Here is a 25,229-nt window from a genome sequence, read left to right on the forward strand (position 1 = left end):
CTATATGACTTTCGCATTTCATGTGTCAACGGATGGCGAGCAAGTGACCATGAATGACCATGAATGACCATGAATGACCACATGTAACCATTTTGAAGCGGCGGCAAGCTGTGTGAAGGAGGCGTATCCGATGTCATTACAGCAGTTTAATTTGCTTACTTTGCAAGAAGCGATGGATTTGCTTGGCATCAGCAGATCCACCTTCGATCGTTGGCGGAGACATAAGCAGCTTCCCTTCCGCAAGATCGGCAAGGAAATCTGGGTCGACAAGACCGAACTGGAGCTGTGGATTCATCGTCACGCTACCATCCTGCATAACGCGGCTATGCTGCAGGAAAGCGTAAAGAACATGCCGGGCAGACATCACGAATCCGGGGCTTACGAGGATTCGTATAAAAGAGCCAGCGATGCAGCTTCCCCTCTGCTCGTCTCGGTCGGCTATCAAAGCCGTTCCGCGCAAATCTGGACTTCCTTCATCATGAAGGAGCTGGGCTGGTTCGAGGAGGAGCTGTCCCGTACGATGCCGGGAAAGCCAGTTGAGGTGCAATGGACCGATGCGCCTAACGGGCCGGAGCTAGTCCAAGGAATGATTGGCGGGCATATTCATATCGCCTCTCTAGGAGATTATCCGATTGCACTGTGCTCATCGCTTGGGCAAGTGCTTCCCTCCTTCCGTCCGGTGCTGCTCGCCTGCGACGGCAAGACGCAAGGAGGACAAGGAATTGGTCTCGTTATCCGCAATGATATTCAGCTGAAAACCGCCTCCCATATCGAAAGCTTGTCGATTTCCGCAGTAGCCCAATCCAGCTCCGGCGGCCGCATGGCCAAGATTCTTCACAACTTCGGTATTGAGGACAGCCAGGTACTGCATCGGGAGCTGGATGAAAGCTTAGCCGGCATGATGCGTCAGGAGCTGTCCGGAAGCGTGTTGAATGAGCCATACCTCAGCATGGCCCAACATCGCGGATTAGGCCGCGTTCTTGTTCAAGAAGAGCCGGGGGACGATTTCCTGACGGGCATCGTAGTCGATGAAGCTTGGGCAAGCCGCCATCCCGCCGTCATCGTGGCTTATCTCAAAGCGCATCTGCGCGTGCATCAATTCGTACGATCATCCCCGCTTCGGGCAGCAAGCATCATCTCTCGCCGCCAAGGCATCCCCGCCGAAGTGGCGGCTTCTATCGCAGCCAGCGTATGCTGGGATTCTGCCTTATACGAGATGGAGCTTGCCAGCTTGAACCGGCTGAATCAGGAGCAAGCCAGAAGCAGTGGTTGGCTCGCCGCCGGGCGCGGCATCGAGTACCGCTTCGAATACCTCTATGAAGCGATGGAGGCCCTGCGGCTGCCTGTGCCGGACAGAGCCCTGCCCGATGAAGACTGGGCTGCCCGCGGACTTTATTAGCAGCACTCTTTGCATCAGCTCAAACTAAAAACCAGCCGCCCACTTATGAATGGGCGACTGGTTTTAACAAGTTTCTCGGATATTAAAATGTTCGTATTACCTTTGCAAGGGTTCTATAAGTCAGCCCCCAGATCATAGGGAAAAAAATAACTCCAATCATAATCAATCCGAGGTAATAGGAAGCAATAAGAATCACCACTCCTGCCAGTGTTGAAAGTACAGCAGCCTTTCGATTACTATACACGTGCTTCCCCCTTTCAAGATTAATCATTCTCCTTGGTTGTCATGGCGCCCTTCGACTCCATTCTAGTAAGCAGCCTTGTCATCAAGAACCCTAGAATACCGCCCGCAGCTACAATCCCCAACCTCTCCATCGTATCTTGCCATGTAAAGCTGCTCCAATTTGTAATAATCCTATATACCGCATGAATCAGAAGGACAGGCAGACCCACCCACAATATTGCTGACCTTAACCTGTTGGTTACACGAGATATAGCTCGATTAAGCCTTTCCGACTTGCTGAAACTTCGTATGGTAATGAGCACGGTAGGAATGAGCAACAGTACGATGAGCAGCATGATTCACCTGATTCCATAAGTTTTCCAATTCATCTAGCCTCATCATATTCCATGTCGCGATAGGTGTCTATATATTCCAATAAGAAGCTCACACATTCAAAAACACATATCAAAAAAGCCCCAGGCACAAGGCCTGGAGCTTCTCATTTGATCCTATTATTGATTCATCTGACCGCCGTCTACAGTGTAGATGGATTGAGTGACATAGGAAGAGTCGTCGGACAGCAGGAAGATCGCCACGTTGGCCACTTCTTCCGCTTCGCCGTAGCGGCCCATCGGCACGGCTGCGCCGAATGCTTTTCTTGCTCCTTCGGCATCCTGCGGCACTGTATTTTTTTCGATCTGGCGCATCATGCGGGTGTTGATGACGCCCGGCGCTACCGCATTGACGCGAACGCCGAACGGCGCTGTCTCCAGTGCCACTACGCGAGTCATCCCGATCAATGCATGCTTGGAGCTATTGTAGCCCACAAATCCAGGCGAGCCGATCAGACCGGCGCCGGATGCCGTATTCACAATGCTTCCGTAACCTTGCTTCTTCATGGCCGGTACCACATATTTCAGGCCGAAGAAGGCGCCTTTCACGTTGACATTCAGCACCAGCTCGAATACGTCCGTCGGATAATCCTCTACGTTCGCTGTGATGCCCTCGATACCGGCGTTGTTGAAGAAGCCGTCGATTTTTCCGAACTTATCCAGAGTTGCCTCTACATAAGCTTGGACTTCATTTTCATTCGCCACATTCGCTTGCAGGGCAAGCGCTTTGCCTTCTTCAAGACCCAGCTCTGCAACAACAGCTTCTACCGCATCCAGCTTCAAATCGACCAAAACAAGGCTTGCACCCTGCTCAGCCAATTTCTGCGCTGTTACTTTGCCGATACCGCCAGCCGCGCCAGTTATAATAATGACTTTGCCATCGAATTTTCCCATATGAATAAGCCTCCCTTAGAGTTGTATCCAGACATCTTAGGATTCATTGCTGTCAGGCTCTATATTCGAGCTTCCCAACTATTTATTGCATCAATCTCATGTATTAGGCCTCTGCGCAGGACGACCTTACAGCACTTGTCTTAATGAACTTAATCTCCTTAAAACTGTGCTATTTTGTTCACATCTTTATTGTACTGCGTTGCTCTTCGGGAACAAATCATTAGAATTGGCGCAAGTGTCGGATTCATATACACTTCAGCTGAATGTGTCGGATTGGATGGGATTTATTTATTAGAGATCTATCCATGAGGGGCTGTTTTTTATTAGGGGGAATATACCGGAGTCCAAAATAAATACGGTCAAAAGGATACTTTATGTGCAAAAGCAGCCTTTTGACCGTATGAGCATATCTATCGTATGTCAGCTTTTCAATTGGCGCACAGCAGCATCCGCTTCGGCGAGCAAATAGCTCTCTCTGGCCTTCTGTACTGAAGGATAATGCTCCGCAGCCCATCCTTTCAGCATCTTCATGCAAGGAATCAGTGTCTCGCCCAGCGGGGTCAAGGTATAATCCACGATAGGCGGCACGGACGGCGTAACCTTCCGGCTGACCAGACCGTCCCGCTCCAGCTGCTTTAACGTCTGCGTCAGCATCTTTTGCGAAATGCCATCTATGCGCCTCTTGATCTCTCCGTAGCGAATGGTGCCGTTCTCCAGAGAGTAGATAACGAGCGCGGTCCATTTGTTCGAGATGATCTCCAGGACATGAGTATAGCTGCATGCTGTATGCGAAATATCTGCAGGCTTCATAACCCTCCGCCTCCTCTCCCGCACCTTGAGGTTCGTAACCGACTTTAAAGTGCCGTCTAGCATCATCTTAGTTCATGAATTAAGGTGTGTCTATACCCATTGAAGGAGTGAAGATTCATGAAAGCATACATGATTAAAGGAGGCTTCGGCCTCCATCATGTCACGGAGACCGATCTCCCGGTCCCGTCCCCTGCGAGGGGCGAGGTGCTCATACGCATGAAAGCTGTTTCGCTGAATGCGCGCGATATCGGGGTTATTGACGGTTTCTACAACCCTCAGCTGAGCGAACCGCTGATTCCGGTATCGGACGGAGTAGGCGAAGTCGTTGCCGTAGGGGAGAATGCTGGCAAGTTCCAGGCAGGCGATCGGGTAAGCCCGATCTTCACCCAAAGCTGGAAGTCCGGCGAGGCTACGCAGGACAACTGGATTACGACGCTAGGGAGTCCGCTTCAAGGGATGCTTGCGGAGTACGTTGTCCTTCCTGAGGAAGGGCTGGTTCGCGTCCCAGACTACTTGACCGATATCGAAGCGGCGACGCTGCCCTGCGCCGGAGTGACCGCCTGGCATGCCATTGTCGAGGAAGGCCAAGTCAAGGCAGGCGACACTGTCGTCGTCCAGGGAACCGGCGGCGTCTCGTTGTTCGCCCTTCAATTCGCCAAGCTGCAAGGAGCGAGGGTGATTGTTACCTCCAGCAGCGATGCCAAGCTCGACAGGGCGATCGAATTAGGCGCCGACCACGGCATCAACTACAAGAGCACACCGGAATGGGATCAGGCCGTGCTCGAACACACAGAGGGACGCGGAGCCGACCATATCGTCGATCTCGGCGGCGGGGCTACGCTTAATCGGTCCATCTCCGCCTTGCGTGTCGGCGGCGGGATCAGCATCGTGGGGATATTGTCCGGGGCGAGCGTCGAAGGGCTCGCTATCGTCCCTGCCATTCTGAGAAGGGCAAAATTGCAGGCCATTAATGTAGGCAGCAGAGACATGTTCGAGCGGATGAATGCCGCTATCGCCCATCACAAGCTTCGCCCTGTCGTCGATGCCGTCTATCCATTTACGCAAGCTCTCGATGCTCTCAGCCATCTGTCGAAGGGTTCGTATTTCGGCAAAATCGCCATTTCGTTCTAACCGTTCGCGTCATGCTCCTCTTTGGTTCCGTGCCCGTACGTCTCCTGATAATAGCTGGGCGTGCAGCCTGCGTATTTTTTGAAGATCGCAATAAAATATTTGTAGTCCTTGAAGCCGACATCCGCGGCGATGGCATATACTTTCCCGTCACTTCGCTGAAGCAGTTCCATCGCTTTCTGAATACGGTAGCGGTTCAGGAAGTCGTTAAACGTGTAGGTCGTCTCGCTTTTGAACTTCTGGTTCAGATACGTAGCGCTGACCTCCAGCTTCTCCACCAGGTCCTTGATGCTGATCTTCTCCGCATAGTGCTCCTGCACATATTGAAGCATCTTCGTTACGTAACGGGACGACTTGCCCGGCAGCTTCACGACCGAAGCCTGCCGGGCTTCTCCGCTTCCCGACTCGGAAGTCTTCAGCGCGGCATATTGGCGCTTCATCTCTACCTGGCTTTTGGCCCGCTCCAGCGCGGCCAGCAGCTGCTCCTGCTCCAGCGGCTTAAGCAAATACTCTGTGACGCCAAGCCGGATGGCAGCCTTGGCAAGCCGGAATTCATCATAGCCTGACAGGATGATATAGCTGCACGATGCCCCCTCTACGCTTTGCTCAATCATCGCAATGCCGTCCATCAACGGCATGTTGACGTCCACAATAACAATATCCGGCTGGAGTGCAGCAATCTGCCGCAGCCCTTCCTCTCCGTTCTCGGCCTCGCCCACCACGACACAGTCCGCTCCCATCCAGTCAAAGGTAAAGCGAAGCCCTTTGCGAATCATCTCTTCATCTTCCACCAGCAGCACCTTGAACATCCGCTTCCTCCTTCCGGTACGGCAGCAAGAATGTTACGGCCGTTCCTTCCCCTTGGGCGCTGTCAATCCGAATGCCGTAGCGCTCACCGTACATCAGTACCAATCTCCTGTGCAAATTATGCAGTCCGATATGCGGCGCGCGGTTGTTCTGCGATAGCATGATCTCCCGAACCTCTTCCAGCCGCTCCTGGCTCATGCCGCCCCCGTCATCCTTCACCTCGATGACAAGGTCATCACCCATCACGCAGCCAACCACTTCGATGGAGACAGCTTGGCGCTGGCGATACCCGTATTTGATCGCATTTTCAATAACCGGCTGCAGCATCAGCCTCGGCACAAGCGCCGCCTTCGCCGCCTCCTCTACCTTCTCCACATAGTTAAGCCTGTCCTTGAATCGCATCTGCTGGAGCTTCATATACCCTGCGATGTACTCCAGATCAGTGCCAAGAACCACTTGATCCCGCTCGTTGCCGATACTGTAACGCAGGTGGCGGGACAACGTAAGCACAATATCTTGAGCCAGCTTGTCATCGACGACAATGGCGTATCGCAGCATCTCCAGCACGTTGAAAATAAAATGCGGATGAAACTGCGACTGCAGATGCTTCACTTCAATGACCCGGCGCAAATCCGACAGCTCCTCATTTTTGGCTACCAGTTCATTGAGCCGTCTTAACATCAGATTATATTGATTCGCCAGCGTATCGAATTCATCGCCTGTTCCGATATAGACATACGCATCCATATTGCCGGATTGCAGCTCCCGCACGGCATAGGTCAGCTTATCCATCGCACGCGACTGGCGCGTGGAGATCATGCGGGCGGAATAACGGATGAGCAGCCACAGCAGCAGACTTGCAAGCGCAAAGAAAACGGCCAGCGACAAGTAAGCGGCATGATTCCATTGAGCCGCGCTAAGCGTATAGATCTGCCACTGCGAGACGAGCGCATACGTCTCCTTGCTGTAATACCGCCCCTTATCGATCCAGACAAAGCCCTGCGGCTCCCCAGCGAGGCTGTACTTATTCATCAGACCGCGCGTCAGATTGCTCGTCGTTGCAATAATATTATGATAGGAGTCCGTCACGACGGCAATTTCATTATTTTGCACAAAAATAAGCTTCTGGAAGTCTTCTTCATACAGCTGATATATCAAGTATCCGGCAATCCGGCTGCCGCTCGGAATCGCTCTGGCAAAGGTATAAGCGGTGTAACGGTCCTGGGAGAAGCGGATTTGATTCGTCTCCGCAAGCGAAGCCAGGCCTTGCCCCTCCATTCTGCGAACGATAGCTTGCAGCGCCTGATCCGTCGATTCCGAGCCATAGTTGGCTGAGGACGCCAGAATAACGCCATCAGGACTTAGAATATGCATAATGCTCTTTACTTGCTGGCGGCTGTTGAAGCTGTAGAACCGCTCGAACAATTCCGGCCCCCCTTGCCCCGACTCCACATAGGAAATGACCGCTCCTTGCTCGGCAGCCTCGTTCATCTCCTTGGTATAGGAAGCGTATACACTTTCCAAAGCCGACTTGATCTTCTTGCCGGCATCAGTCGTCTGGCTGACCAATAGCAGCTTCGAGTTGATCATCATGAACAGCAGGAAGAGGACGAACAGAATCGAGATCGGCACTAACGTATGCAGCAGGAACATCCGGCGCAGCGAATCTTTGAAGCTCCTTTTGGCCACTTCGCCCTCTCCTTTCATGCGTCTCATATTTTTTGCGAAATGCGGAAAGGCTATGCCCTAATGTCCCTCCCTGAATGGACAAAAGGCCGGAACTCGCTTCCGCGAGCCCGGTCCGGACTTACATGGTCACTTCTTTTTTGCCCGACAACTTGAAGAACAAGAGCAACGAGATGACGGTAATGACCGTCAGCATCGTGGACAACGCGGCCGCTACTCCGTAATTGCCCCGGACGACTTCCGTATAGACGGCAACGGTCATCGTTCTCGTATTCCCCGTGTAGAGAATAATCGAAGTGCTAAGTTCAGTTATAATGCTGATCCAGCTAATAATCGCGCCGGCGAATACGCCGGATATCATCATCGGAACCGTAATTTTGAAGAAGGTCCTCATCGTAGAGGAGCCCAGGCTGATTGCCGCTTCCTCGATGCTGTCGTTCACCTGATGCAGCACGGCTGCGCTGGAGCGAATTGTGTACGGCAAGCGCCGAATGGTGAAAGCCGCAATAAGAATGATCATGGTGCCGCTGAGTACAAGCGGCGGCTTATTGAAGGTGACGAGCAGCGCGATGCCCAATATAGAGCCCGGCACAATGTAAGGCAGCATCGAGAACGTATCCAGCAGATTCGCGACTGCGCCTTTACGCTTCACCGTTACATACGCAATCAGCATAGCTGCGAGTGTAATAATCACAATCGTAATGCCCGCGATGATAAAGGTATTATAGATGGAATCCCCCACCTTCGAAAAGGCGGCCTTGTAGCTATCAAGCGAATATCCGTCTACAAAGATTTTGCCAGACGTCTTCTGGAAGGACGTATAGGCGACATAGGTTTGCGGCATCATCGCTAAAATCGTGAACAGATAGACATAGATATGGGCGGCTGCATTCGCCACGCCCTTCAGCTTCTTAGGTTCAATCGGATTGAGTGCGCTCATGCTGTACGATTTCCGGTTGGCTACAAACTTCTGCAGCAGGAACACCGCTGTTGCGAATACGACCACAATTACGCTAATCGCTGCAGCAAATCCGTCGTCGCCGCCGACTTCGCTAATAAACTCATTGAAGATGAGGACCGGAACCGTGCGGAAGCCCTCGCCGATCAGCATTGGCGTACCGAAGTCCGCGAAGGCTCTCATGAAGACGAGCAAGCCGCCGGCAAGCAGCGTCGGAGTGATCAGCGGCACGAGAATCTTCCACATTTTCTTCAGGCCGGTGCAGTTCATGCTTTCCGCGGCCTCCATAAGAGAGTTATCGACATTCTTCAGCGCTCCGGATACATACATGAAAATAAGCGGAGACAATTGCAGTGTCAGTACAAGCAGAATGCCGGAAAATCCGTAGACGTCAGGCATGCGGAAGCCGAATACATCATGAAAAAAGTTCGTAATGACGCCGTTGCGGCCAAGCAGCAAGATCCAGGCGTACGCCCCGATGAACGGAGCGGACATCGAAGAAATCAGGATCAGGATGCGGATTGTGCCGCTGCCTTTGATCTTGGCTATTGTCATTATATAAGCAAGCGGCCCCGCTACAATAACAGAGAGCAAGGTTACGCATACAGTCACCTTTATACTGTTCCAGACAGCGTTCATATAATAGGCTTTGCTGAAAAACTTCGTGAAATAAGCCAAGGAAAACTCGCCTGTCGTGCCGTCGAAGAAGCTCTTGATCAGCAGCATGAACAGCGGCAGCGCCAGGAAGATCAAATATCCGGCAAAAATAACAAACGTGATGAGCGACCAAATGTCCCATCGTTTCATGCGATTCATCGTCCTGTCCCCCGATTGAGGTTGCGCTCTCCAGAGGCATCATACACATTAATGGTTTCGGGCAGAATCGCAAGCCTTACCGTCTGGCCGATCTCTGCCGTTTCCGTAGAAGCCGATTGCTGGATAACTTCCACCTCTTGCCCATTATCGAGCAATACGATCAAGTGCGTGTTCAGACCAAGGAAGACATTGTTGACGACCTTGCCCGCAAGCCCCTGGCCGTCCTCGGACAATACGAACTCCTCCGGCCGTACAGAGAGCCTCACATCGAGGGATTGGCCAGACTTCGCAAGTTCGCCCAGCTCCGGCATCGACAGCGAATAGTCGCGTCCGACGCGAACCGCAGCGCTGCCGCCTTCGCCCGTCTCCAGCTTGGCATCGATGACGTTCGTGCGGCCGATAAAGGTCGCGACGAACAGGTTCGAAGGGCGCTGATATATTTCTCTTGGCGTGCCGATCTGCTGGATAACGCCGGAGTTCATGACCGCAATACGGTCGGAGACTGCCATCGCTTCCTCTTGATCATGAGTTACATATACCGTCGTAATGCCGACTTCACGCTGGATCGATTTGATCGCATTGCGCATGTCAACGCGCAGCTTCGCATCCAGGTTGGACAGCGGCTCATCCATCAGCAGCACGTCTGGATTGATCACGATCGCTCTGGCCAGCGCTACACGCTGCTGTTGGCCGCCCGACAGATTTTTGGGCATTCTATTTTTATATTGATCGATTTGCACCGTATACAGCATCTCGCTTACCCGGCGCTGCTGCTCCGCTTTGGCTACCTTGCGGTTTTGCAGGCCGAATGCGACGTTCTCCGATACGCTGAGATGCGGGAAGATCGCGTAATTCTGAAATACCATACCAATGTTCCGTTTTCCCGGAGGAACATCGTTCATAACCTTGTCGTTGAAAGCGAGCGCTCCGCCCTCAATGCTGTTGAAGCCCGCCACCATGCGAAGCAATGTTGTTTTCCCGCAACCTGAAGGACCCAGAAGGGTGAAGAACTCACCCTTCTGAATGTCCAGATTCAGCTCGGGGATAACGGTAGTGTCGCCATATTTTTTTACGATGTCCTGGAACGATATCGCAACGCTCATGTTATGCACCCGCTTTCCTTGTTTTCCGTGTAGTCTTGTGTTATTTCGCGATTTGTGTGAATAGGTCTGTGTAGCGTTCTACAATGGATGGTTTGTTCTCTGCGACGTAAGCTACATCTTCTTGAATCACTTTGATTTGATCGATTGGCGTCATGAAGTCGCTGATTGCCGCGTCGGCGCGAAGCGGACGATTCGTTGTCTGTTGTCCAATCGCGTCTTGGCCTTCTTTCGAGATCAAATAGTCAATAAATTTTTTCGCATTTTCCTGGTTCTTGGCGCCTTTCACGAGGCCTGTGCCTGCATCCAGGAACACAGCGCCTTCCTTCGGGAAGACAACCTTCACCGGAGCGCCGTCCTTGACATAGCTGACTGCCGGATCTTCGTACGTCAAGGCAACAACATACTCGCCATCGGCTACGCTCTTATGAGCTTTGCTGGAGCTGCCCGCGATTTTGCCGTCGATGTTCTCCAGCAGCTTCGCGACATAGTCCCATCCGGCTTCGGATGTGTAGTCGCCGCCCATGGCTTTCAGCATATTGGTCAGCTGAGCGAAGGCCGAGCTGGAGTTAGCGGGATCCGCCATCGCAATCTTGCCTTTCAGAGCCGGATTCAGCAGATCTTCATAGCCGTTGATTTCAATATCGCCCGCCAGGTTCGTGTTCACCAGCAAGACGCTGCCGTCCGATACGACGGGTGTCATGATTCCCGATTTGTTCTCATGGCCCTCTAGCAGATCCTTGTCGTTCACCGAAACGTATTCCTCGAACAGGTCTGCATTATCGTTATACAACGCGAAAGCGCCTCCAAATAAAACGTCAGCGTAAGGATTCGCTTTCTCCGACTGAATACGCTTGATCAGCTCGCCGCTGCCTGCAGATACCAGCTCCACCGTAATGCCTGTCTGTTTCTCGAACGATGGAATCAGTGCATTCAGCATAGCTTCGCTATTCGGCGTATAGACAACCAGCTTGTTCGAGCCGCCCGATGCGCCGTTGTTCGAGTTGCCGCCTCCGCATGCCGCGAGCATGGCAACCAACATTGTTAGAATAATTGACGTACTCAACCACTTTCTCATTATTCCTTCACCCCTTGTTTGAATGTAGCTTCATTCTAATCCCAATGTAAGCGCATTAAAATCCTATTATTCAACACAATCGTCTAAGATTCGCAACTAATTTACGCTTTGCGTTACTATACATTACACTGTTTTTGTGTTGGTGCGCAGTATGTATAGTTCATAGTGTTTGTAGTTTGGACAGGGATAAAACTAAAAAAAGCCGGTCTCGGCAATGCGCCAAAACCAGCTTTTGAGGCAGTATAATTAGTTTGTTGATTTGGTTCTCCAGTGAACAACGCCTGCAATGATCAAATGAACGGCGAGCAATGCTCCGAGCAGCATCGAAGTGACGATGTCGGCAATGCCGCTGTATCCTTTCTGGAAGAAAGCAAACTTGATCCCTGTCCCCGCCAATGCTGCCACAATTATCAGGGAAGGGAGCCATACCAGCCACTTAGGCGCTTGCGTGCGCACGGCCCATCCATAGTACGAAACGGACAGCAGCCCTACAACCAATATGGCGAGCATCGAATACCCGTTCATCCCGTCACCGCCCTTCCTTCTCTACCTAGTTGTCGCTGCGGCTCATGCTGGTGCTGGTGTTGCTGGTGTTGTTGGTGTTGCTGGTGTTGCTGGTGTTGCTGGTGTTGCTGGTGTTGCTGGTGTTGCTGGTGTTGCTGGTGCTGCTGGTGCTGCTGGTGCTGCGACTGGTGCTGGTGCTGCTTTTGTTGCTGCTGCAGGCTAAGCTTGTCACATTTCCTGCTGCTTGCCCAGCCTCCAAGCTCTCCTCTCTCTCTATGCATACACAGCGTCCCCTTCCGAATGACAAATTTAACTTTATTTTACGAACGAACTAGCTCCAATGTTTCTTAATATGCAAAAAATCCCGAAATCGCGTTCTTCTCGAACATGATTGCGGGATAAGGTTGTTTGCGCTCGTTTTCGCTCCTGCAACGCCGCCTCACGGCGCTATTTGCGCTTTTCGCACGCTTTCACTCCTGCAACGCCGCCTCACGGCGCTATTTGCGCTTTTCGCACGATTTCACTCCTGCAACGCCGCCTCACGGTGCTATTTCCGCTTTTCGCACGTTGTCGCTCCTGCAACGCCGCCTCACGGCGCTATTTGCGCTTTTCGCACGTTTTCGCTCTTGCAACGCCGCCTCACGGCGCTATTTACGCTTTTCGCACGTTTTCGCTCGTGCAACGCCGCCTCACGGCGCTATTTGCGCTTTTCGCACGTTTTTGCTCCTGCAACGCAGTCTCACGGTGCTATTTGCGCTTTTCGCACGATTTCACTCCTGCAACGCCGCCTCACGGCGCTATTTGCGCTTTTCGCACGATTTCACTCCTGCAACGCCGCCTCACGGTGCTATTTCCGCTTTTCGCACGTTGTCGCTCCTGCAACGCCGCCTCACGCGCGCTATTTGCGCTTTTCGCACGTTTTCGATCCTGCAACGCCGCCTCACGGCGCTATTTCCGCTTTTCGCACGTTTTCGCTCCTGCAACGCCGCCTCACGGCGCTATTTGCGCTTTTCGCACGTTGTCGCTCCTGCAACGCCGCCTCACGGCGCTATTTGCGCTTTTCGCACGTTGTCGCTCCTGCAATGCCGCCTCACGGCGTTATTTCCGCGTTTCGCACGTTTTCGCTCCTGCAACGCCGCCTCACAACGTTAATCGGCCATCGCACAATTAAGCAATGCGCGATGGCCGATGTACGCCAATACTCATCGAGACGAGGCCCAGCATTGCAAACGGCTGCTGCCGCTCGAAGCTTCCTTCACCCCCGCCTACTCAATCGGGATATAAATATCAACTTCCGAGCTTTCGGACTCCGGCCCATGGAAGCGCTCATCGTAGCGCTCAAAGTCGATGCCCTTAGTCACCTTAAGTCCTTGCAGCGGCAGCCATTTGCCGTAGATCAGTTCATACGTTTCACCCATGCTTTCCGTCTTCCCTTTGTGGGTGAACACCGCATAACGCTGGGCGGGTACATTCACTCTGGTCATTCCATCCGGAAGATGATCCCCATAAGCTTCGTAGCTCGCAACATACGTAAAATCCTCGCATTCATCCATCGGAATGCAAATGCCATAGCTTACCTTCGGCTCCCGTTTGCCCTCAATCTCATGCTCGCGCGGGATAAATCTTTGCCACATCGAAGGGATATCTCCTTCGCTGGACTGGCTATGCCATTCCATCCCCACAATCGTAAACGCTTCTTTCTGAATCACTTTCGGTTCCATAGGTATTCCTCCCGTATTCGTCATATACTCGACCATACGATGAATATCATGGAGCTGCTTGTGAAGGGAGCCTACCTCGTCTTGAATAGCCTCCGCCCGCTTCTGGAGAAGGCCCTTCATATATTCGGCATCCCCCAGCGTACCGCTGCGCTTCATCTCCTGAATGGAATCCAGGTTCAATCCCATCGATCTCAGGAACAGAATCGTACGCAGCTCAGGCAGCTGTTCGGGCGCATACAAGCGATAGAGATTATCCTCACCCACTTTCGCTGGGGTAAAAAGTCCAACCGCATCGTAATGCCGAAGCGTCTTCGCTGTAATGCCATACAAACGCGCGACAAGTCCAATCGTAAGCATACTCCTAACATCCTTTCATCGTAGCCGGTAATCACATCCTACAGCCTTGCCCTTGGGGCAAGGTCAACACCTATTTCACAAAAAGTTTTCGGCTATAGCCATCAACCATTGATAACTGCCATTCTGCTCAAAATCAAGCCTGTCAGCTCGCTCCACTTTCCCTCTGCACAGCTGCTTAATCTACTTAAACTCCCTTGCATAAAGCGGTTCGACAAGAGCCAGAAGCTGCAACCTCAAGCCGTCGCCTTCAAGTGTGGTAATCAGCTCGCGTGCTGTTTCCAGGTTCATCGCTACCCGCCCCGTTGTCTCAAAGCCTTCCGGCAGCTCTCTGTACTCCCGAATTCTAGCCATGACAAAAACTGTGAATGTATCTGTGCTTTCCCAATACCAGGCCGCGAACGGAATCCTTCGTGCCTCCAGCACAATTCCTGCTTCCTCCATCGTCTCCCGGTCCAGAGCGGCATCGATATCTTCATTAGAATCAAGCCTGCCGCCGACCGTCGTCAATGCTTTTTCATACTTGTCCCAGACGAAAACAATCGAGCCGTCTTCCGCCACCGGAATGCTATGGATGCCTGCAATCGTTTTGTCCGCAGGAAACGCGCCATTCAATGGTATAAGCATACATACCTCCTAAGAGTTCATTATTTCACAACAAACGCTCTACGGTAAAAATAATAGCCAGTTGCCAAATCCTCATCCTCCGCCAGCTCGATTGCCATTGCATCCCGCCAATAGGTTGCCAGCGGCAGCATCATATAGATAAAGGGCTCTCCCCCGCACAATGCGCTCCCGCCGTCCCCGCCTTTGACGAGGCACTCGGAGTCAACGATCTCGTATTTGTACGGATCGTATGCGATCGTCACACCTAGCCCGTTCGGTTGCTCCAGCACGTTTTCGCCAGTTTCACTAAGATGCGCGTACCGGACCTCCTCGTCGAACCGGCCGCCGAATGGAAATAGCGTACGCTGTCCCGCTCCGCACAGATATTCCCACTGATCCTCCGTCAGCAAAGTGAAGCCATCCCTCTGAAGCTCCGCCAGCAAGTCCTCCCGCGTCGTGTAGTCAAAAGCATAAATATGATAAACCATCGGATCATCCTCGCTCCGCTGGAAGCGGCATGTCTCCGAATATTCCGTCATGACGTGCTCCGTATTAAACTCGTACAAATAATCCTCAACCTGCTCCAAATAATCTTCCTCTACTTGATGCTCTCCTTTGCCGCGGTCCACATATCCGACCGGCACAAGACCGACCTCATTCAGCTCGCACTCCACAATCATCGGGGGAATGTCAACTGTGCGAATAGGCGAAGTATGCTTGTTGATATAGTCGTTCAGCCCATCTACCTCTTCGAATCCGTCCCCGATCTCACGGCGCGTCCCTTCTTTCATACTGTCAATACCGCTATCCCATCCTAGCATGACGGACTTTCTACCCGGTACAAATACGAATTTCCGTCCTTGCCAATCCAGCAAGGCCGTTTCGCTCTCGACGCCATACGCAGAGAATATCTTCATTCCCGCTAAATCAAAAGGAACATTATGTTCGGACAGCAGCCTTACGATCCTTTCTTTTTTGCTATCGGCCAACAGCCCTTCCCACTCATCCGCATATAGTCCGTCCAATCTCATCCTTTCACTCCTTTATGTATCACTTCACAAACCTCTTTCTGCCGACAACGCGAATTCAGAGCATCAGGTCCAAACAGCCCCTTCGTCAACGACCAACTTTCAGAAGATCCGCCGCCAGGTTGCCAAAGGTTCTAATATCGTCCAAATAATTGTAGCCCTCCGGATTGCTCAGTTGATTGTACATACGGACGATGACCGCATCATATTCCGGTGCGACGATACATACGCAGCCCGTAACGCCCAATATCAGATAGGACCCATCCGGCAGCCGCTCCCCAAGCTGATTCTGCGGCGTATCATGCTGCAGCCACCAAATAAACCCGTTGCGCGGCTCGTCCCATGGTACAGTATCCGGCGTGTGACGTGTTACCACTCTCTCAAATACACTTGCCGGAATCAGCCCTCTGCCGTCCAAGCTTCCCTTGCGCAAGTGGAGATGTCCCCATCTCGCCAAGTCTCTGGTGCTGACAAACAGATTGCTCTGATCCCCTGCATCGCTGTCATGCGCCCCTGTCCATAAATGCGGATCGCTATAGTAGTTGTAGATCAGCTCCTCGGAATAATCTGTTTCCCATCCTGTCTCCCTCAATCCGTACGGGTCAAATACACGTTCCTTCAGGAACGAGCTTAAAGTCTGTCCGGTTAATCGGACCACCAACAGAGTCAGCATACGGATTCCTGTATTCCGATAAGCCCAGCCGCAGCCCGGCTCAAACTCCCTTATCAGCTGACCATCACGTTCCATTAAACCGTGCGTGTGGGTCAATAGATGACGCAGCTTCACCCCTTCGGCAGTCTCTGAAAATTCGTCCAAATAATGTCCGATCTCATCGTCTACGCTAAGGATGCGCCCATCCTCCATCAACAGACTGATAGCCAGCCCAAGATAGGTTTTGCGAATGGAAGCGACATTGAACCGAGTTTGCGCATCTACAGCGCGGAACGTAGTGTCGGCTCCTTGTCTGCCGGAGTACCCTTCATTCACAACAACATCATTTTGAATCAGATAGACCGCCGCCGCTGTTACGCCAATCTCCTGCTGCACCTGATAGACGTAATCATTTAACACTTGATATGGCTCACTCAAAGCCCCCGCTCCCTCCGGTTGCACCGCATTGCTATTAAACAACGTTCGACAAAAGCCAAGGGTTTCCTTTTTCTTGGAAGAACCGGGATTGTTCTTTTCAAAAACAAAAGAGGCTGCGCATGTCACCAGACGATGCCGCAGCCTTTACACTTATATATATCGCAATCGACACTGTGATCATACACATAAACATTCCGCTTAGAAATATGCGACCAACGCTAAGCAACACCGCGAGTGCATTCGTACATTCAAGCTATTGGCGTTCCATTCGGAACCGGGGTATCCGGCTGCAGCAGCACAACGTCGTCTTCCTCCGGAATGCCGCCCAGCACCAGCACCTCCGACTTGAACCCGGCAATCCGGCGCACGGGAAAGTTCACAACAGCTGCGACCTGGCGGCCAATCAGCCTCTCCGGTTCATACCTCCGAGTAATCTGAGCCGATGACCCCTTGATGCCCAGCGGCCCAAAATCGATGCTCAGCTTAATCGCCGGTTTCCGCGCCTCCGGGAACGGCACTGCCTCAACAATCGTGCCAACCCGAATATCCAGCTTCATGAAATCTTCTATCTCCGCCATAATCGTAACCTCCCATATTCAGGTTAACCGCCGCTCCGACTTATTTTCTGGACAATGAGCCTTGGTGGAATCGGGCTTGAAGCAGCTTTTGCGGACTGAGCCTAATGTTGCCCGACAAGAATAATCCCGTCACTACAAACAGCGTCGCCACCATATCAAAGGCCGTAATCTGCTCATGCAGCAGGACCGCTGCCAGCATGTAGCCGAAGATCGGCGTCATGAACAGCCAGTTGTTCGCCTTCACCGCATCCCGCTTTAGCATGTAGAACCAAAGCAGCATGCTCCCGATGGAAATAACGAACACAAGCCAGATCATCGAACCGATCAAATTAGCATCCAGGTTCAAGAAGAACCGGTCTTTTTCGATAAAATAAGCCAGCGGAACGGATACGACTCCGCCGATCGAAAGCTGCCACGCATTAATGAAGATGCCAGGCAGCTGCAAATCCGCCTTTTTGAAGTATACACTCCCGAGCGCCATCGAAGCCATGCCGACTCCAAGCAGCAGGAAGCCGATCAGCCCTCCCTCCGCGCTCGCAAATGCGGGCCACACTGCAATAAAGAGACCCGCCGCGGCAACACTCATACCTGTCCATTCCTTGATAGAGATTTTGCGCTTCAGCCACATGTAGGACAGAAAAGCAACGAGGAACGGATTAACCGCAACAAATAAATTAAACAAGCCAGCAGGAACATAGCTCAGCGACCACAAGGTTGCACCGATATATATCGTCGTATTAAGCAGCCCCAGTACAATGAGCGGTCCGAATTGCTTACGGGTTGGCAAAGGATATTTGCGGCTAATGCCATAGACAAATATCATCATCAGCGCACCTGCCAGGATGAACCGAATCGACGCCAGCGCAAGCGGTGTCGTAGAATGCAGTCCGAACTTGATCGCAATCGCCGCAGACGACCATAACAATGTAAATAATAATCCCAGTATCGTTTCCATGTCTTGCTCCTTCGCATCCAGATCCAATGATCGCTGCCGCTTCACAGGCAGCGTCTCCTGCATATAAAAAATAACCGTGGCTCTTGCCTCACAGTTATCCAAGAGATTCCCGGCGAACCGGGATCTATATCATTGTATCCCCCTGCAAAAATCGGTTTTGACCGATTGCCGGACACTTTTTACCGAATGTCGCCTGGTTAAATTGAAGCGCATAAGAAAAGCCCGCCTGCCGATTAGGACAAACGAGCATGATTTATTTTTCGGAATTGGCTTGGCGTGACCCGTTCATACTGCTGGAACAATCTTGTCAGCGAGGATTGATGCTCCAGGCCGACCTGCACTGCGATATTCAAGATCGACAGATTCGTATCCCGCAGCAGCTCCTTCGCTTTACTCAGGCGCACTTCCTGAATATAAGCCGAGGGCGTCTTGCCCGTCTCCTTCAGGAACCAGTCGGAATAATACGACCGGTTGTAATGCTCCATCTCGGCAAGCTTCTGCACCGTAAGCGGCTCATCGTAATGCTCATGAATATATTGGATGGACTTTGGCATCTGCTCCTGGACCAAGCAATGCGAGATATACGGGAACAGCTCCTTAAGCGCAGCCCCATGCTCCGGTCCCCGCTCCAGCTCGTTCAGAATGAGATAGCGGATGCCCTTCCACTGATTGTTCACCGGACAAGCGATTCCACGGTCCCCAAGCTCAATGGAGGACAGCATGAAATGCGGAATATCCAGTACCAAAAATTCATTACGGACGACGGAATGATACGTATGCTCGCATGAGGGCGGCACGTATAGCAGCGTCTCCGTGTTCATCATCAAGCTTTTGGGACCGGCCGTAATCTCAAGCTCCCCCTGGAGCGGAATAATCAGCTGCCCGTAGCCATGGCTATGTGTATGTTTGTTAGCGGTATAGGTACGCCGTTCGGCGATAATGTCTCTAAAGGTGTCCATCTCATCTTGCTCCCCTGCTCTTCTCCCTATGATCATAACAAATTATACACCGGCTTGAAACCCGGAATATAGAACCGGAAGCAGGGAGGTTTTGAGGGCAGGTGGACCTGCCGGTCCGCTTGCCCCTATTGAGCTGTCCTCACTAGATCCGCACCGATTCGGCTGACCCCATGCAATCAGTACTTCACGGCCCTTCTCTATAATCGCGACCAGTAAATATGATGATCCTGCCCAATTCCTCTCCATGCCATTAACGTGCCATCAGATGCCGCCGCCAAACCTGGTCCCGTTAAGGTTCCCACATCCGGCACCCTAATCTGGCCGCCGAATTCCGTGTCTCTCAGAATGCTGTAATAGATGCCGCTGTCGCCTTCAATGCCTTTCCAGGCAAGCAGAATGCTGTCTCCATGGCGAGCCGCCGCAATTCCGCCGGAAGTCCCGATGGAATGCGCCACACCGCCAGCTGTCTGATACGAATAATATTCGATGCGGCGTTGCGGACGCCAGATCGGATCCCTCCCGAAATCAAAGACGGACCAGTAGGCGCCGGAATCTCCTTGAATCCCTTTCCAGAACATGTATAGCCGATTGCCCGATCCGACAAGCGCAGGTGAATCTGTCGTTCCGATGCCAGGGATACGCTGCTGCGCCGACCAAGCTCCGGAAGCAGCGTCAAAGGTCGACCAATAGATGCCGCTGTCGTTCTGGATACCCTTCCATGCCATGCACACCCTGCCCGCTGCGCTGGCAATCGACGGCCTGGTGCTGGAGCCGACGCCGCTTATTCGTCTTTGCGCTTCCCAGCCTCCTCCATTGTCACGTGACCAATACAGCCCCTGGTCGTTTCCAACCCCCTTCCAGGCCATAAACAGTCCCGTTCGCGGCACATCGCCGGGTACCGCAATTTCCGCGAGAGCAGGGCTATGCGAGGAGCCAATGCCCGATATTCGCCTTTGCGAAGACCAGTTGCCGGATTGAAGCTCCGACTCATAGATGCCGCTGTCGCCGCTTAATCCTTTCCATACCATGCGAGGGCTTTCGATCCGGCCGGAGAAATTCGAGACACTGGCGACAGCTAGAGCTACCCGGTCACTGGTCCCTCGGTCACCCAGACGCTTCTGGCTAGACCACCCGTACATCAAATTGAGCGCTTCCTGTGATTCCGCATCGATGGCGAATGTAGATGAATCGTACGGATACATCGTGCCGCCAGGCTTGCTGGAGTGTGTAAGGCCCAGTGCATGGCCGATTTCATGGATGGCTACGGATAGTAGGCTTTGCGTCCCATTGATGCCGCGCTCCGACCAAGACTCGGTGGAGTCGAACCACATGCTCCCTTCTTCGGGATAGGCGGCGAAGGCTAGTACGCCGCCTTGCGTTCCCAATCGCGAGTCTACGCTGCCGTCACCGAATCGGATACGAATGTCCGCCGCGCTTCCGGCGGGGACGATCGTAAATCTGAAGTAATTGGAGGCGGCTTGCCACTGATTGAAGGCATTGCCGATCACTTGGGCAGGAGTAAGTGACGCTCCCGGCGCATTGACGAAGCTGCAGCCCGATGTGTCGATGGATACACGGAGCGCACCCTTGCGCCAGCGCCCTCCCTGGGCTCCAAATGCTTGCGGAGTAATACCACCCTGGCCGCTTCGCTCCGGCACGCCGCAATACCGCCTCTTCAGCTTGCCGGCAATCAGGTCTTCAATATCCTTCGCACGGATAGGCTGATCGAGCTTCCAATCGCGCCCTCCCGCTTTTTGAATCGCTTCTCTCAAGGCAGGAGTCAGATCCGAGACGCTGCGTATGTCCCGGTGATCTTCCTTCTGTAAGAAGCCATTTTTGGTCAGCGCCTGCTGCAAGCTTAGCCATTCCTTATTTGTCGGCAATTCGAACCACTCCTTATCGGACGAATCTGCCTACATTTTACTCCCGGGCTGCTGTAGAAGACTGTAGAATCCTGTGCTGCTTTCATATAATTTTTCTAAACCTCATAAAGTGCTATGGCTTCATATGCCTCGCATGGCCTATTCGGGAATGAATGTTTTAAAGCATACTCAGCCTTGAATGCTAGTGGGATATAATACCATCCTATTGGTAGAGGGATTGCATCCAAGTGCTGCCGGACTATCTAAACTAACCATTACCAAAGGAGTGATAGTGTTTGATAAAGAATGATTGCGATTCACAGCTAAGCCCGCAAGATTGGAAAGTCCATCTACGACCCGTTGATCAATCCAACTGGTATGATTGTGCCGGGCTGAAAGTTACCGAAGAACAGCGGAACGTATTCCCCGTTCCAGCTGTCTATTGGCTGGCAGAGTCCGCTTATTGCGGCTTTACGCCACTCTCTCTCTATCACTCGGAGCAGCTTGTCGGCTTGGCGATCTATGCTGTTGATCCGGAGGACGGAATGTATTGGATTATGGCTTATCTGATTGATCATCAGCATCAGCGTAAGGGGTACGGGCTCTTGGGCATGAAGGCGCTGATTCGCTATATCCGCGAAAAGCATGGCTGCGACACCATCGTACTGGGCCACCGCGTTGAGAACAAGCAAGCTGCCAAGCTTTATGATTCGGTAGGATTTGTGGAGGTAAGCCGGGACGAGCATGAAGTGCGCCGGGAGCTGCAACTGGAGAGAGAATAAATCGAGAAAGCGGCTGTAACAAAAGGAAAGCAACGGATAAGTCAGTCCAAACGTAGACTGAATAAGCCTTCAAAACCACGGTTACAGTGGGTTTGAAGGCTTCCGGTCTTGCTTTAGATCTTGTCAAAAGCAGGGGCTGCAAATTCATAAAATGAACTTTGAAGCAGCTCTTATTTTTATGAGGCGGCAGCTATGAGGGACTCCTCTTCACCTGATAATACCCTCGGTAGAATACAGGATGAGCAATGAGTTGATGATGTCGGAGGAAGAGATGATGAGATTGATCCAGCCAATTAGGAATAGGAGCTGCTTCCATTCGCCGGATACCCACAAGGAAGCGATCAATGGCACAAGGGATAGAACGATGAAGGGCAGGCTCATAAAAACCCAAAATCTGCGCTTGGACAGCACAGCATCGCTATTCAGCCAGAAGAAAATGCCTTTGAACGTCAAGCTGATGTCACCCTGACGGTGTATGACGATGATGTGAAGCAGCTCATGCATGATAAACAGAGGAATGATAATCAACAATAGCGGGAAGTCCTCGACATGAGAGAATCCTCCGTTATACCAGACAGGAACGGCAAAGATACCCGCCATAAGCACATAGACAAACTTCATATAATGTCTTCGGAACCAATCATTCCGAATAAAAGGTGACCACTGGGATATATCCGACCTGATTGGCGGAAGCTCTTCGAACCATTCCATCACCTTAACTATGATCCTCAATCCGCAAAATTTTGCCATCCTCAATCTGGAACACAGACTTTCCGGCCAGCTCCATCTGCTCCCCGCTTTTCAGTCCATTCGGCAAATCAACGGCCAGTACCGCATCATAATGAATGTCCACGACGATCTCGCCATTCTCGGAACGATAGCCCGTAATCGTTTGGCAACGGCTGGCAAACAGGGTTGCTGACTTTTCCGCAAGCTCTCTAAATTCGCCGATGCCGTTCGTCGCAAGCTCCAGCTTGCCGCCGGAATAATTATGGAAGACAATATCATCATGCAGAAGCGCCAGCATGCCATCGATATGGAAGGCATTATAAGCCTCAATATATCGCCCGATAATGGATCGACTCGTATCATCACTCATCATTAACGCTCCTTTAACATTGGATATCCTCTATTGTAAAATAAAACCATATCTTACTTGCTAGAATAAAGGCACGGCGTATATTTCGCAACCATTTCCTGCTATTTTAAAGAAAAGACTGTGACCACCGCCAGAAGACAGCCGCTCACAGTCTCTATAATCTAGCTGCGTTTGTTCACCAGGAACAAATCGCCGAATGCTCTCTCGTCCTTATAGCCAATGCCGCTGTTGTATTCCATCCAGCCCTTGCGGCCTTGACCGTCGTTATCATTCACCAGCAGCGAAAACTTCAACTGCAAGCCTTCGGAAGGCTCCTTCACCCCAAGCTCGCTCCATGGTAGTGCGATCTCGTATACCGTCTGCTCCCCGGAGCGGCTAATGCCAGCCTTCATTCCAGGTATATCACCCGGCTTGAAGGGTGGCGGCGCAAGCCAGCGGAAGGTGGACGGCGAGCCGCCTTTACGAAGTGCTGCCCCGAACTCGTGTACGCCTTGCGGCGCGCCAGATTTCTCGTCCATCCGGAAGGAGAACTGCACACTGTCTCCCAAGTAAATGCCGAAGCCCGATTCCTGCTGCACATGCTGGTCATCCTTCATCTCCAGGGCCAAGTATACATAGTCCTCATCCCATGTAACATATCCCAGACCGCTAAGATCATCGGCGCCTCCATACTCCTGCATAAGCACTTGGGATTCGCGGTTCAGCGGGAACGTGTTGCCGCGCTTCCAATCCTCTAGCGAGCCGTCAATGACTAGCGGCTTATTGCTCTTCTCGGCTGCAAATACATGGGTTCTGAATGGAGTCTCCTGAAGCGTAGCGCCAAACAGATTCTCGTAATAGATCGTCGGCGGATCATCCGAATAAAACGGCAGAGTCAGCTCTCTCTGCTCGCCGGACTGCAGTGTCCCCAGGTCGTACACTTCGTCTTGGGTGCCCTTCGCATTCAGATAACGCAGGACAACCTTTCCTTGCAACGGCCTCGGATGCTTGTTGTCGATGGCAAGGCGTGTGTGGATTTGTTGTTCATCCGTATTGTAATAGACTGTTCGCTCAAGGCTTAGCCGGTCCCTCACCTTCATATATAGCGCTATTGGCAATTCAGCCTTGCCGCTATCTTGATCCGTCCACATTAAGACAGGATAAAGCCCCGAAGCCGTATCCTCCGGTATGGTGATGGCTACATCAGTATCTGCACCTGCGGAGTAAACGGTTGGGCCTGACAGCCCCCACCCATCTGGAAGCTTCGCCCGTATGCTGCCCGCAGCTTCCGTAGAAGCTGCTTGTCTCCACAGCGTCAGCTTGGCTTCATCTCCAGCGGACACAGCCAGCTCCGTCTCAGCCGGCAAAAAGATCTGTTGCGGAGAGGAAATAGCATTTCTTAGAAAATAGACAGTAGACTGGACCACCTGCCCCCATACTCTCGGATCTTGATAGCTATGCCCGCCGCCTTCCATGGTGATGAACTGGCGATAGACATGGGCGGCTTCCAGCATGTTGAACAGCACTACGCTCTCCTGATAGGGCACCATCGCATCCTCCGTACCATGAATGATGAGCGTAGATGGATACCCTTCCTGGATCTCGCCTCTGAAGAGCGGACCATAAATATCAATGACGGCGAATAGTCCAGGTTCATCCTCTCTGGCTGCAGCCTCATACCGGCTGGCAAAGGTAACCGCAAGCTGCCCGCCTGCGGAATCGCCGCCCACAGCAGTCAAGCGCGTATCGATGCGGTAAGTCTCCTTATTCTGCTGAAGCCATGACAGGGCATCTCCCAAGTCTTCTATCGCATCGGCGATGGTTCCTTTCATATCTGCCTGAGGGTTGTTACGCAAGCGATAGTTAGCCGATGCCACCACATATCCTCGGCTGGTCCATTCCTTTGCTATCGCCTCCGCATCCCGCTTATCGCCTGAGTTGAAGCCGCCGCCATGAATGAACAGAATTAACGGCCGCGCCTCCGGCTCCGCTTGATCCGGCTCATACAGATCAAGCGCCAATGCTTCTTGCTTGCCAAGCTGGTTCTCTTTGGTCGCATATACCAAATCTCTGTGCATCTTTACTTGATAGATAGGATCCAGCAGCCAGTTTTCCTCATGTTTGGCAATGCCAAGCGTTCCCGATTCCTGCGGCTTCATTGCCCCGTCCCCTCCATCTCCACGATCGCTTCTTTCCAGCCAGCCTAATCCTGCAGCTAAGATAATGACCACCGAAAGCCCTAATACAACCAATAAGACTCTTTTATCCCGCAACGCTCATCACTCCCCAACCTTCTTTATAGAATGCTGACGCTCTTATTATTTCAAAAGCGGAAAAGTGAATGAAGTTGTTAAACTATGCAAGTTATGCCCGTTATTACCTTCTTCTAAAGAGTTGATTTCTACAGCTTCCTCTCAGCTGT

General features: G+C 52.1%; 22 protein-coding genes and 1 pseudogene. 4 read left to right on the forward strand and 19 right to left on the reverse strand.

Features of this window, described 5'->3' with window-relative positions:
• The first annotated feature begins 130 nt into the window (after nucleotides 1–130).
• Nucleotides 131–1,399: a helix-turn-helix domain-containing protein gene (locus tag D3P09_RS10655; RefSeq protein ID WP_165867382.1), complete on the forward strand. Its 1,269-nt coding sequence runs from the start codon at nucleotides 131–133 to the stop codon at nucleotides 1,397–1,399.
• A gap of 734 nt (nucleotides 1,400–2,133) precedes the next feature.
• Here the strand turns inward: D3P09_RS10655 and D3P09_RS10670 are convergent.
• Together D3P09_RS10670 and D3P09_RS10675 are read right to left on the reverse strand one after the other, a co-directional pair.
• Nucleotides 2,134–2,907, reverse strand: a complete 774-nt coding sequence (locus tag D3P09_RS10670; protein ID WP_120109650.1) for an SDR family NAD(P)-dependent oxidoreductase — start codon at nucleotides 2,905–2,907, stop codon at nucleotides 2,134–2,136.
• Nucleotides 2,908–3,327: 420 nt separating this feature from the next.
• A complete protein-coding gene (locus D3P09_RS10675) occupies nucleotides 3,328–3,717 on the reverse strand; it encodes a winged helix-turn-helix transcriptional regulator (RefSeq protein WP_120109651.1) in 390 nt (129 codons plus the stop codon).
• 117 nt (nucleotides 3,718–3,834) lie between these two features.
• Here D3P09_RS10675 and D3P09_RS10680 point away from each other — a divergent pair, with 117 nt between their 5' ends.
• Complete coding sequence (locus tag D3P09_RS10680; protein WP_120109653.1) at nucleotides 3,835–4,848, forward strand: zinc-dependent alcohol dehydrogenase family protein; 1,014 nt, start codon at nucleotides 3,835–3,837, stop codon at nucleotides 4,846–4,848.
• Here D3P09_RS10680 and D3P09_RS10685 read toward each other — a convergent pair.
• From D3P09_RS10685 to D3P09_RS10710, 6 genes are all read right to left on the reverse strand, one after another.
• The gene (locus D3P09_RS10685) at nucleotides 4,845–5,654 is read right to left on the reverse strand and encodes a response regulator transcription factor (protein WP_120109654.1); all 810 of its coding nucleotides are present in this window, start codon (nucleotides 5,652–5,654) and stop codon (nucleotides 4,845–4,847) included. The two genes, D3P09_RS10680 and D3P09_RS10685, sit on opposite strands and share 4 nt — an antisense overlap.
• Complete coding sequence (locus D3P09_RS10690; protein ID WP_165867383.1) at nucleotides 5,626–7,341, reverse strand: sensor histidine kinase; 1,716 nt, start codon at nucleotides 7,339–7,341, stop codon at nucleotides 5,626–5,628. Before D3P09_RS10690 ends, D3P09_RS10685 begins: the two co-directional genes overlap by 29 nt.
• A 118-nt stretch (nucleotides 7,342–7,459) precedes the next feature.
• Complete coding sequence (locus D3P09_RS10695; protein WP_120109657.1) at nucleotides 7,460–9,112, reverse strand: ABC transporter permease; 1,653 nt, start codon at nucleotides 9,110–9,112, stop codon at nucleotides 7,460–7,462.
• Nucleotides 9,109–10,215: an ABC transporter ATP-binding protein gene (locus tag D3P09_RS10700; protein WP_120109659.1), complete on the reverse strand. Its 1,107-nt coding sequence runs from the start codon at nucleotides 10,213–10,215 to the stop codon at nucleotides 9,109–9,111. Before D3P09_RS10700 ends, D3P09_RS10695 begins: the two co-directional genes overlap by 4 nt.
• 40 nt (nucleotides 10,216–10,255) lie before the next feature.
• Nucleotides 10,256–11,290: an ABC transporter substrate-binding protein gene (locus D3P09_RS10705; RefSeq protein ID WP_120109660.1), complete on the reverse strand. Its 1,035-nt coding sequence runs from the start codon at nucleotides 11,288–11,290 to the stop codon at nucleotides 10,256–10,258.
• Between the two features lie 246 nt (nucleotides 11,291–11,536).
• Nucleotides 11,537–11,815: a hypothetical protein gene (locus D3P09_RS10710; RefSeq protein WP_120109662.1), complete on the reverse strand. Its 279-nt coding sequence runs from the start codon at nucleotides 11,813–11,815 to the stop codon at nucleotides 11,537–11,539.
• A gap of 44 nt (nucleotides 11,816–11,859) precedes the next feature.
• On the opposite strand from D3P09_RS10710, the gene D3P09_RS27640 reads away from it, so the two are divergent.
• Nucleotides 11,860–12,129, forward strand: a complete 270-nt coding sequence (locus D3P09_RS27640; RefSeq protein ID WP_165867384.1) for a hypothetical protein — start codon at nucleotides 11,860–11,862, stop codon at nucleotides 12,127–12,129.
• A gap of 930 nt (nucleotides 12,130–13,059) precedes the next feature.
• Here the strand turns inward: D3P09_RS27640 and D3P09_RS10720 are convergent.
• From D3P09_RS10720 to D3P09_RS10755, 8 genes are all read right to left on the reverse strand, one after another.
• Nucleotides 13,060–13,872 (reverse strand): GyrI-like domain-containing protein, encoded by an 813-nt coding sequence (locus D3P09_RS10720; RefSeq protein WP_120109666.1) that lies wholly within the window; start codon nucleotides 13,870–13,872, stop codon nucleotides 13,060–13,062.
• A 180-nt stretch (nucleotides 13,873–14,052) separates the two neighbouring features.
• Entirely contained in the window at nucleotides 14,053–14,496 is a 444-nt protein-coding gene (locus D3P09_RS10725; protein WP_120109668.1) for an NUDIX domain-containing protein, read from the reverse strand.
• A 20-nt stretch (nucleotides 14,497–14,516) separates the two neighbouring features.
• Nucleotides 14,517–15,506, reverse strand: coding sequence for a hypothetical protein (locus D3P09_RS10730; protein WP_120109670.1), 990 nt, complete (start codon nucleotides 15,504–15,506; stop codon nucleotides 14,517–14,519).
• Nucleotides 15,507–15,591: 85 nt separating this feature from the next.
• Nucleotides 15,592–16,593: a serine hydrolase domain-containing protein gene (locus tag D3P09_RS10735; RefSeq protein ID WP_120109672.1), complete on the reverse strand. Its 1,002-nt coding sequence runs from the start codon at nucleotides 16,591–16,593 to the stop codon at nucleotides 15,592–15,594.
• Between the two features lie 248 nt (nucleotides 16,594–16,841).
• A complete protein-coding gene (gene csaA / locus D3P09_RS10740; protein ID WP_120109674.1) occupies nucleotides 16,842–17,171 on the reverse strand; it encodes a chaperone CsaA in 330 nt (109 codons plus the stop codon).
• 40 nt (nucleotides 17,172–17,211) lie between these two features.
• Complete coding sequence (locus D3P09_RS10745) at nucleotides 17,212–18,171, reverse strand: DMT family transporter (protein WP_243644067.1); 960 nt, start codon at nucleotides 18,169–18,171, stop codon at nucleotides 17,212–17,214.
• 188 nt (nucleotides 18,172–18,359) lie between these two features.
• The gene (locus D3P09_RS10750; RefSeq protein WP_120109676.1) at nucleotides 18,360–19,085 is read right to left on the reverse strand and encodes a helix-turn-helix transcriptional regulator; all 726 of its coding nucleotides are present in this window, start codon (nucleotides 19,083–19,085) and stop codon (nucleotides 18,360–18,362) included.
• Between the two features lie 197 nt (nucleotides 19,086–19,282).
• Entirely contained in the window at nucleotides 19,283–20,968 is a 1,686-nt protein-coding gene (locus D3P09_RS10755; RefSeq protein WP_120109677.1) for a matrixin family metalloprotease, read from the reverse strand.
• A gap of 275 nt (nucleotides 20,969–21,243) precedes the next feature.
• Between D3P09_RS10755 and D3P09_RS10760 the strand changes: the two genes are divergently transcribed.
• Complete coding sequence (locus D3P09_RS10760) at nucleotides 21,244–21,729, forward strand: GNAT family N-acetyltransferase (protein WP_120109679.1); 486 nt, start codon at nucleotides 21,244–21,246, stop codon at nucleotides 21,727–21,729.
• Nucleotides 21,730–21,919: 190 nt separating this feature from the next.
• Here the strand turns inward: D3P09_RS10760 and D3P09_RS10765 are convergent.
• The 3 genes and pseudogenes from D3P09_RS10765 to D3P09_RS10775 all read right to left on the reverse strand — a co-directional run bounded on the left by D3P09_RS10765 (nucleotide 21,920) and on the right by D3P09_RS10775 (nucleotide 25,080).
• Nucleotides 21,920–22,440: pseudogene (locus D3P09_RS10765) on the reverse strand (DUF3267 domain-containing protein).
• Between the two features lie 4 nt (nucleotides 22,441–22,444).
• The gene (locus D3P09_RS10770; RefSeq protein WP_120109680.1) at nucleotides 22,445–22,828 is read right to left on the reverse strand and encodes a nuclear transport factor 2 family protein; all 384 of its coding nucleotides are present in this window, start codon (nucleotides 22,826–22,828) and stop codon (nucleotides 22,445–22,447) included.
• A gap of 161 nt (nucleotides 22,829–22,989) precedes the next feature.
• On the reverse strand, nucleotides 22,990–25,080 hold the full coding sequence (locus D3P09_RS10775) for an alpha/beta hydrolase fold domain-containing protein (RefSeq protein WP_133304989.1): 2,091 nt from the start codon (nucleotides 25,078–25,080) through the stop codon (nucleotides 22,990–22,992).
• Nucleotides 25,081–25,229 lie beyond the last annotated feature (149 nt).

This window comes from Paenibacillus pinisoli (assembly GCF_003605435.1).
Classification (GTDB): Bacteria; Bacillota; Bacilli; order Paenibacillales; family Paenibacillaceae; genus Pristimantibacillus; species Pristimantibacillus pinisoli.

Excerpts from the sequence above, each read along its gene's own strand:
- D3P09_RS27640 (WP_165867384.1), top strand. The coding sequence starts at position 11,860 with ATGCTGGTGCTGGTGTTGCTGGTGTTGTTGGTGTTGCTGGTGTTGCTG.
- D3P09_RS10730 (WP_120109670.1), bottom strand. The coding sequence starts at position 15,506 with ATGAGATTGGACGGACTATATGCGGATGAGTGGGAAGGGCTGTTGGCC.
- D3P09_RS10770 (WP_120109680.1), bottom strand. The coding sequence starts at position 22,828 with ATGAGTGATGATACGAGTCGATCCATTATCGGGCGATATATTGAGGCT.
- D3P09_RS10710 (WP_120109662.1), bottom strand. The coding sequence starts at position 11,815 with ATGAACGGGTATTCGATGCTCGCCATATTGGTTGTAGGGCTGCTGTCC.
- D3P09_RS10725 (WP_120109668.1), bottom strand. The coding sequence starts at position 14,496 with ATGCTTATACCATTGAATGGCGCGTTTCCTGCGGACAAAACGATTGCA.
- D3P09_RS10695 (WP_120109657.1), bottom strand. The coding sequence starts at position 9,112 with ATGAATCGCATGAAACGATGGGACATTTGGTCGCTCATCACGTTTGTT.
- D3P09_RS10700 (WP_120109659.1), bottom strand. The coding sequence starts at position 10,215 with ATGAGCGTTGCGATATCGTTCCAGGACATCGTAAAAAAATATGGCGAC.
- csaA (WP_120109674.1), bottom strand. The coding sequence starts at position 17,171 with ATGGCGGAGATAGAAGATTTCATGAAGCTGGATATTCGGGTTGGCACG.
- D3P09_RS10705 (WP_120109660.1), bottom strand. The coding sequence starts at position 11,290 with ATGAGAAAGTGGTTGAGTACGTCAATTATTCTAACAATGTTGGTTGCC.
- D3P09_RS10720 (WP_120109666.1), bottom strand. The coding sequence starts at position 13,872 with ATGCTTACGATTGGACTTGTCGCGCGTTTGTATGGCATTACAGCGAAG.
- D3P09_RS10670 (WP_120109650.1), bottom strand. The coding sequence starts at position 2,907 with ATGGGAAAATTCGATGGCAAAGTCATTATTATAACTGGCGCGGCTGGC.
- D3P09_RS10655 (WP_165867382.1), top strand. The coding sequence starts at position 131 with ATGTCATTACAGCAGTTTAATTTGCTTACTTTGCAAGAAGCGATGGAT.
- D3P09_RS10675 (WP_120109651.1), bottom strand. The coding sequence starts at position 3,717 with ATGAAGCCTGCAGATATTTCGCATACAGCATGCAGCTATACTCATGTC.
- D3P09_RS10680 (WP_120109653.1), top strand. The coding sequence starts at position 3,835 with ATGAAAGCATACATGATTAAAGGAGGCTTCGGCCTCCATCATGTCACG.
- D3P09_RS10750 (WP_120109676.1), bottom strand. The coding sequence starts at position 19,085 with ATGGACACCTTTAGAGACATTATCGCCGAACGGCGTACCTATACCGCT.
- D3P09_RS10685 (WP_120109654.1), bottom strand. The coding sequence starts at position 5,654 with ATGTTCAAGGTGCTGCTGGTGGAAGATGAAGAGATGATTCGCAAAGGG.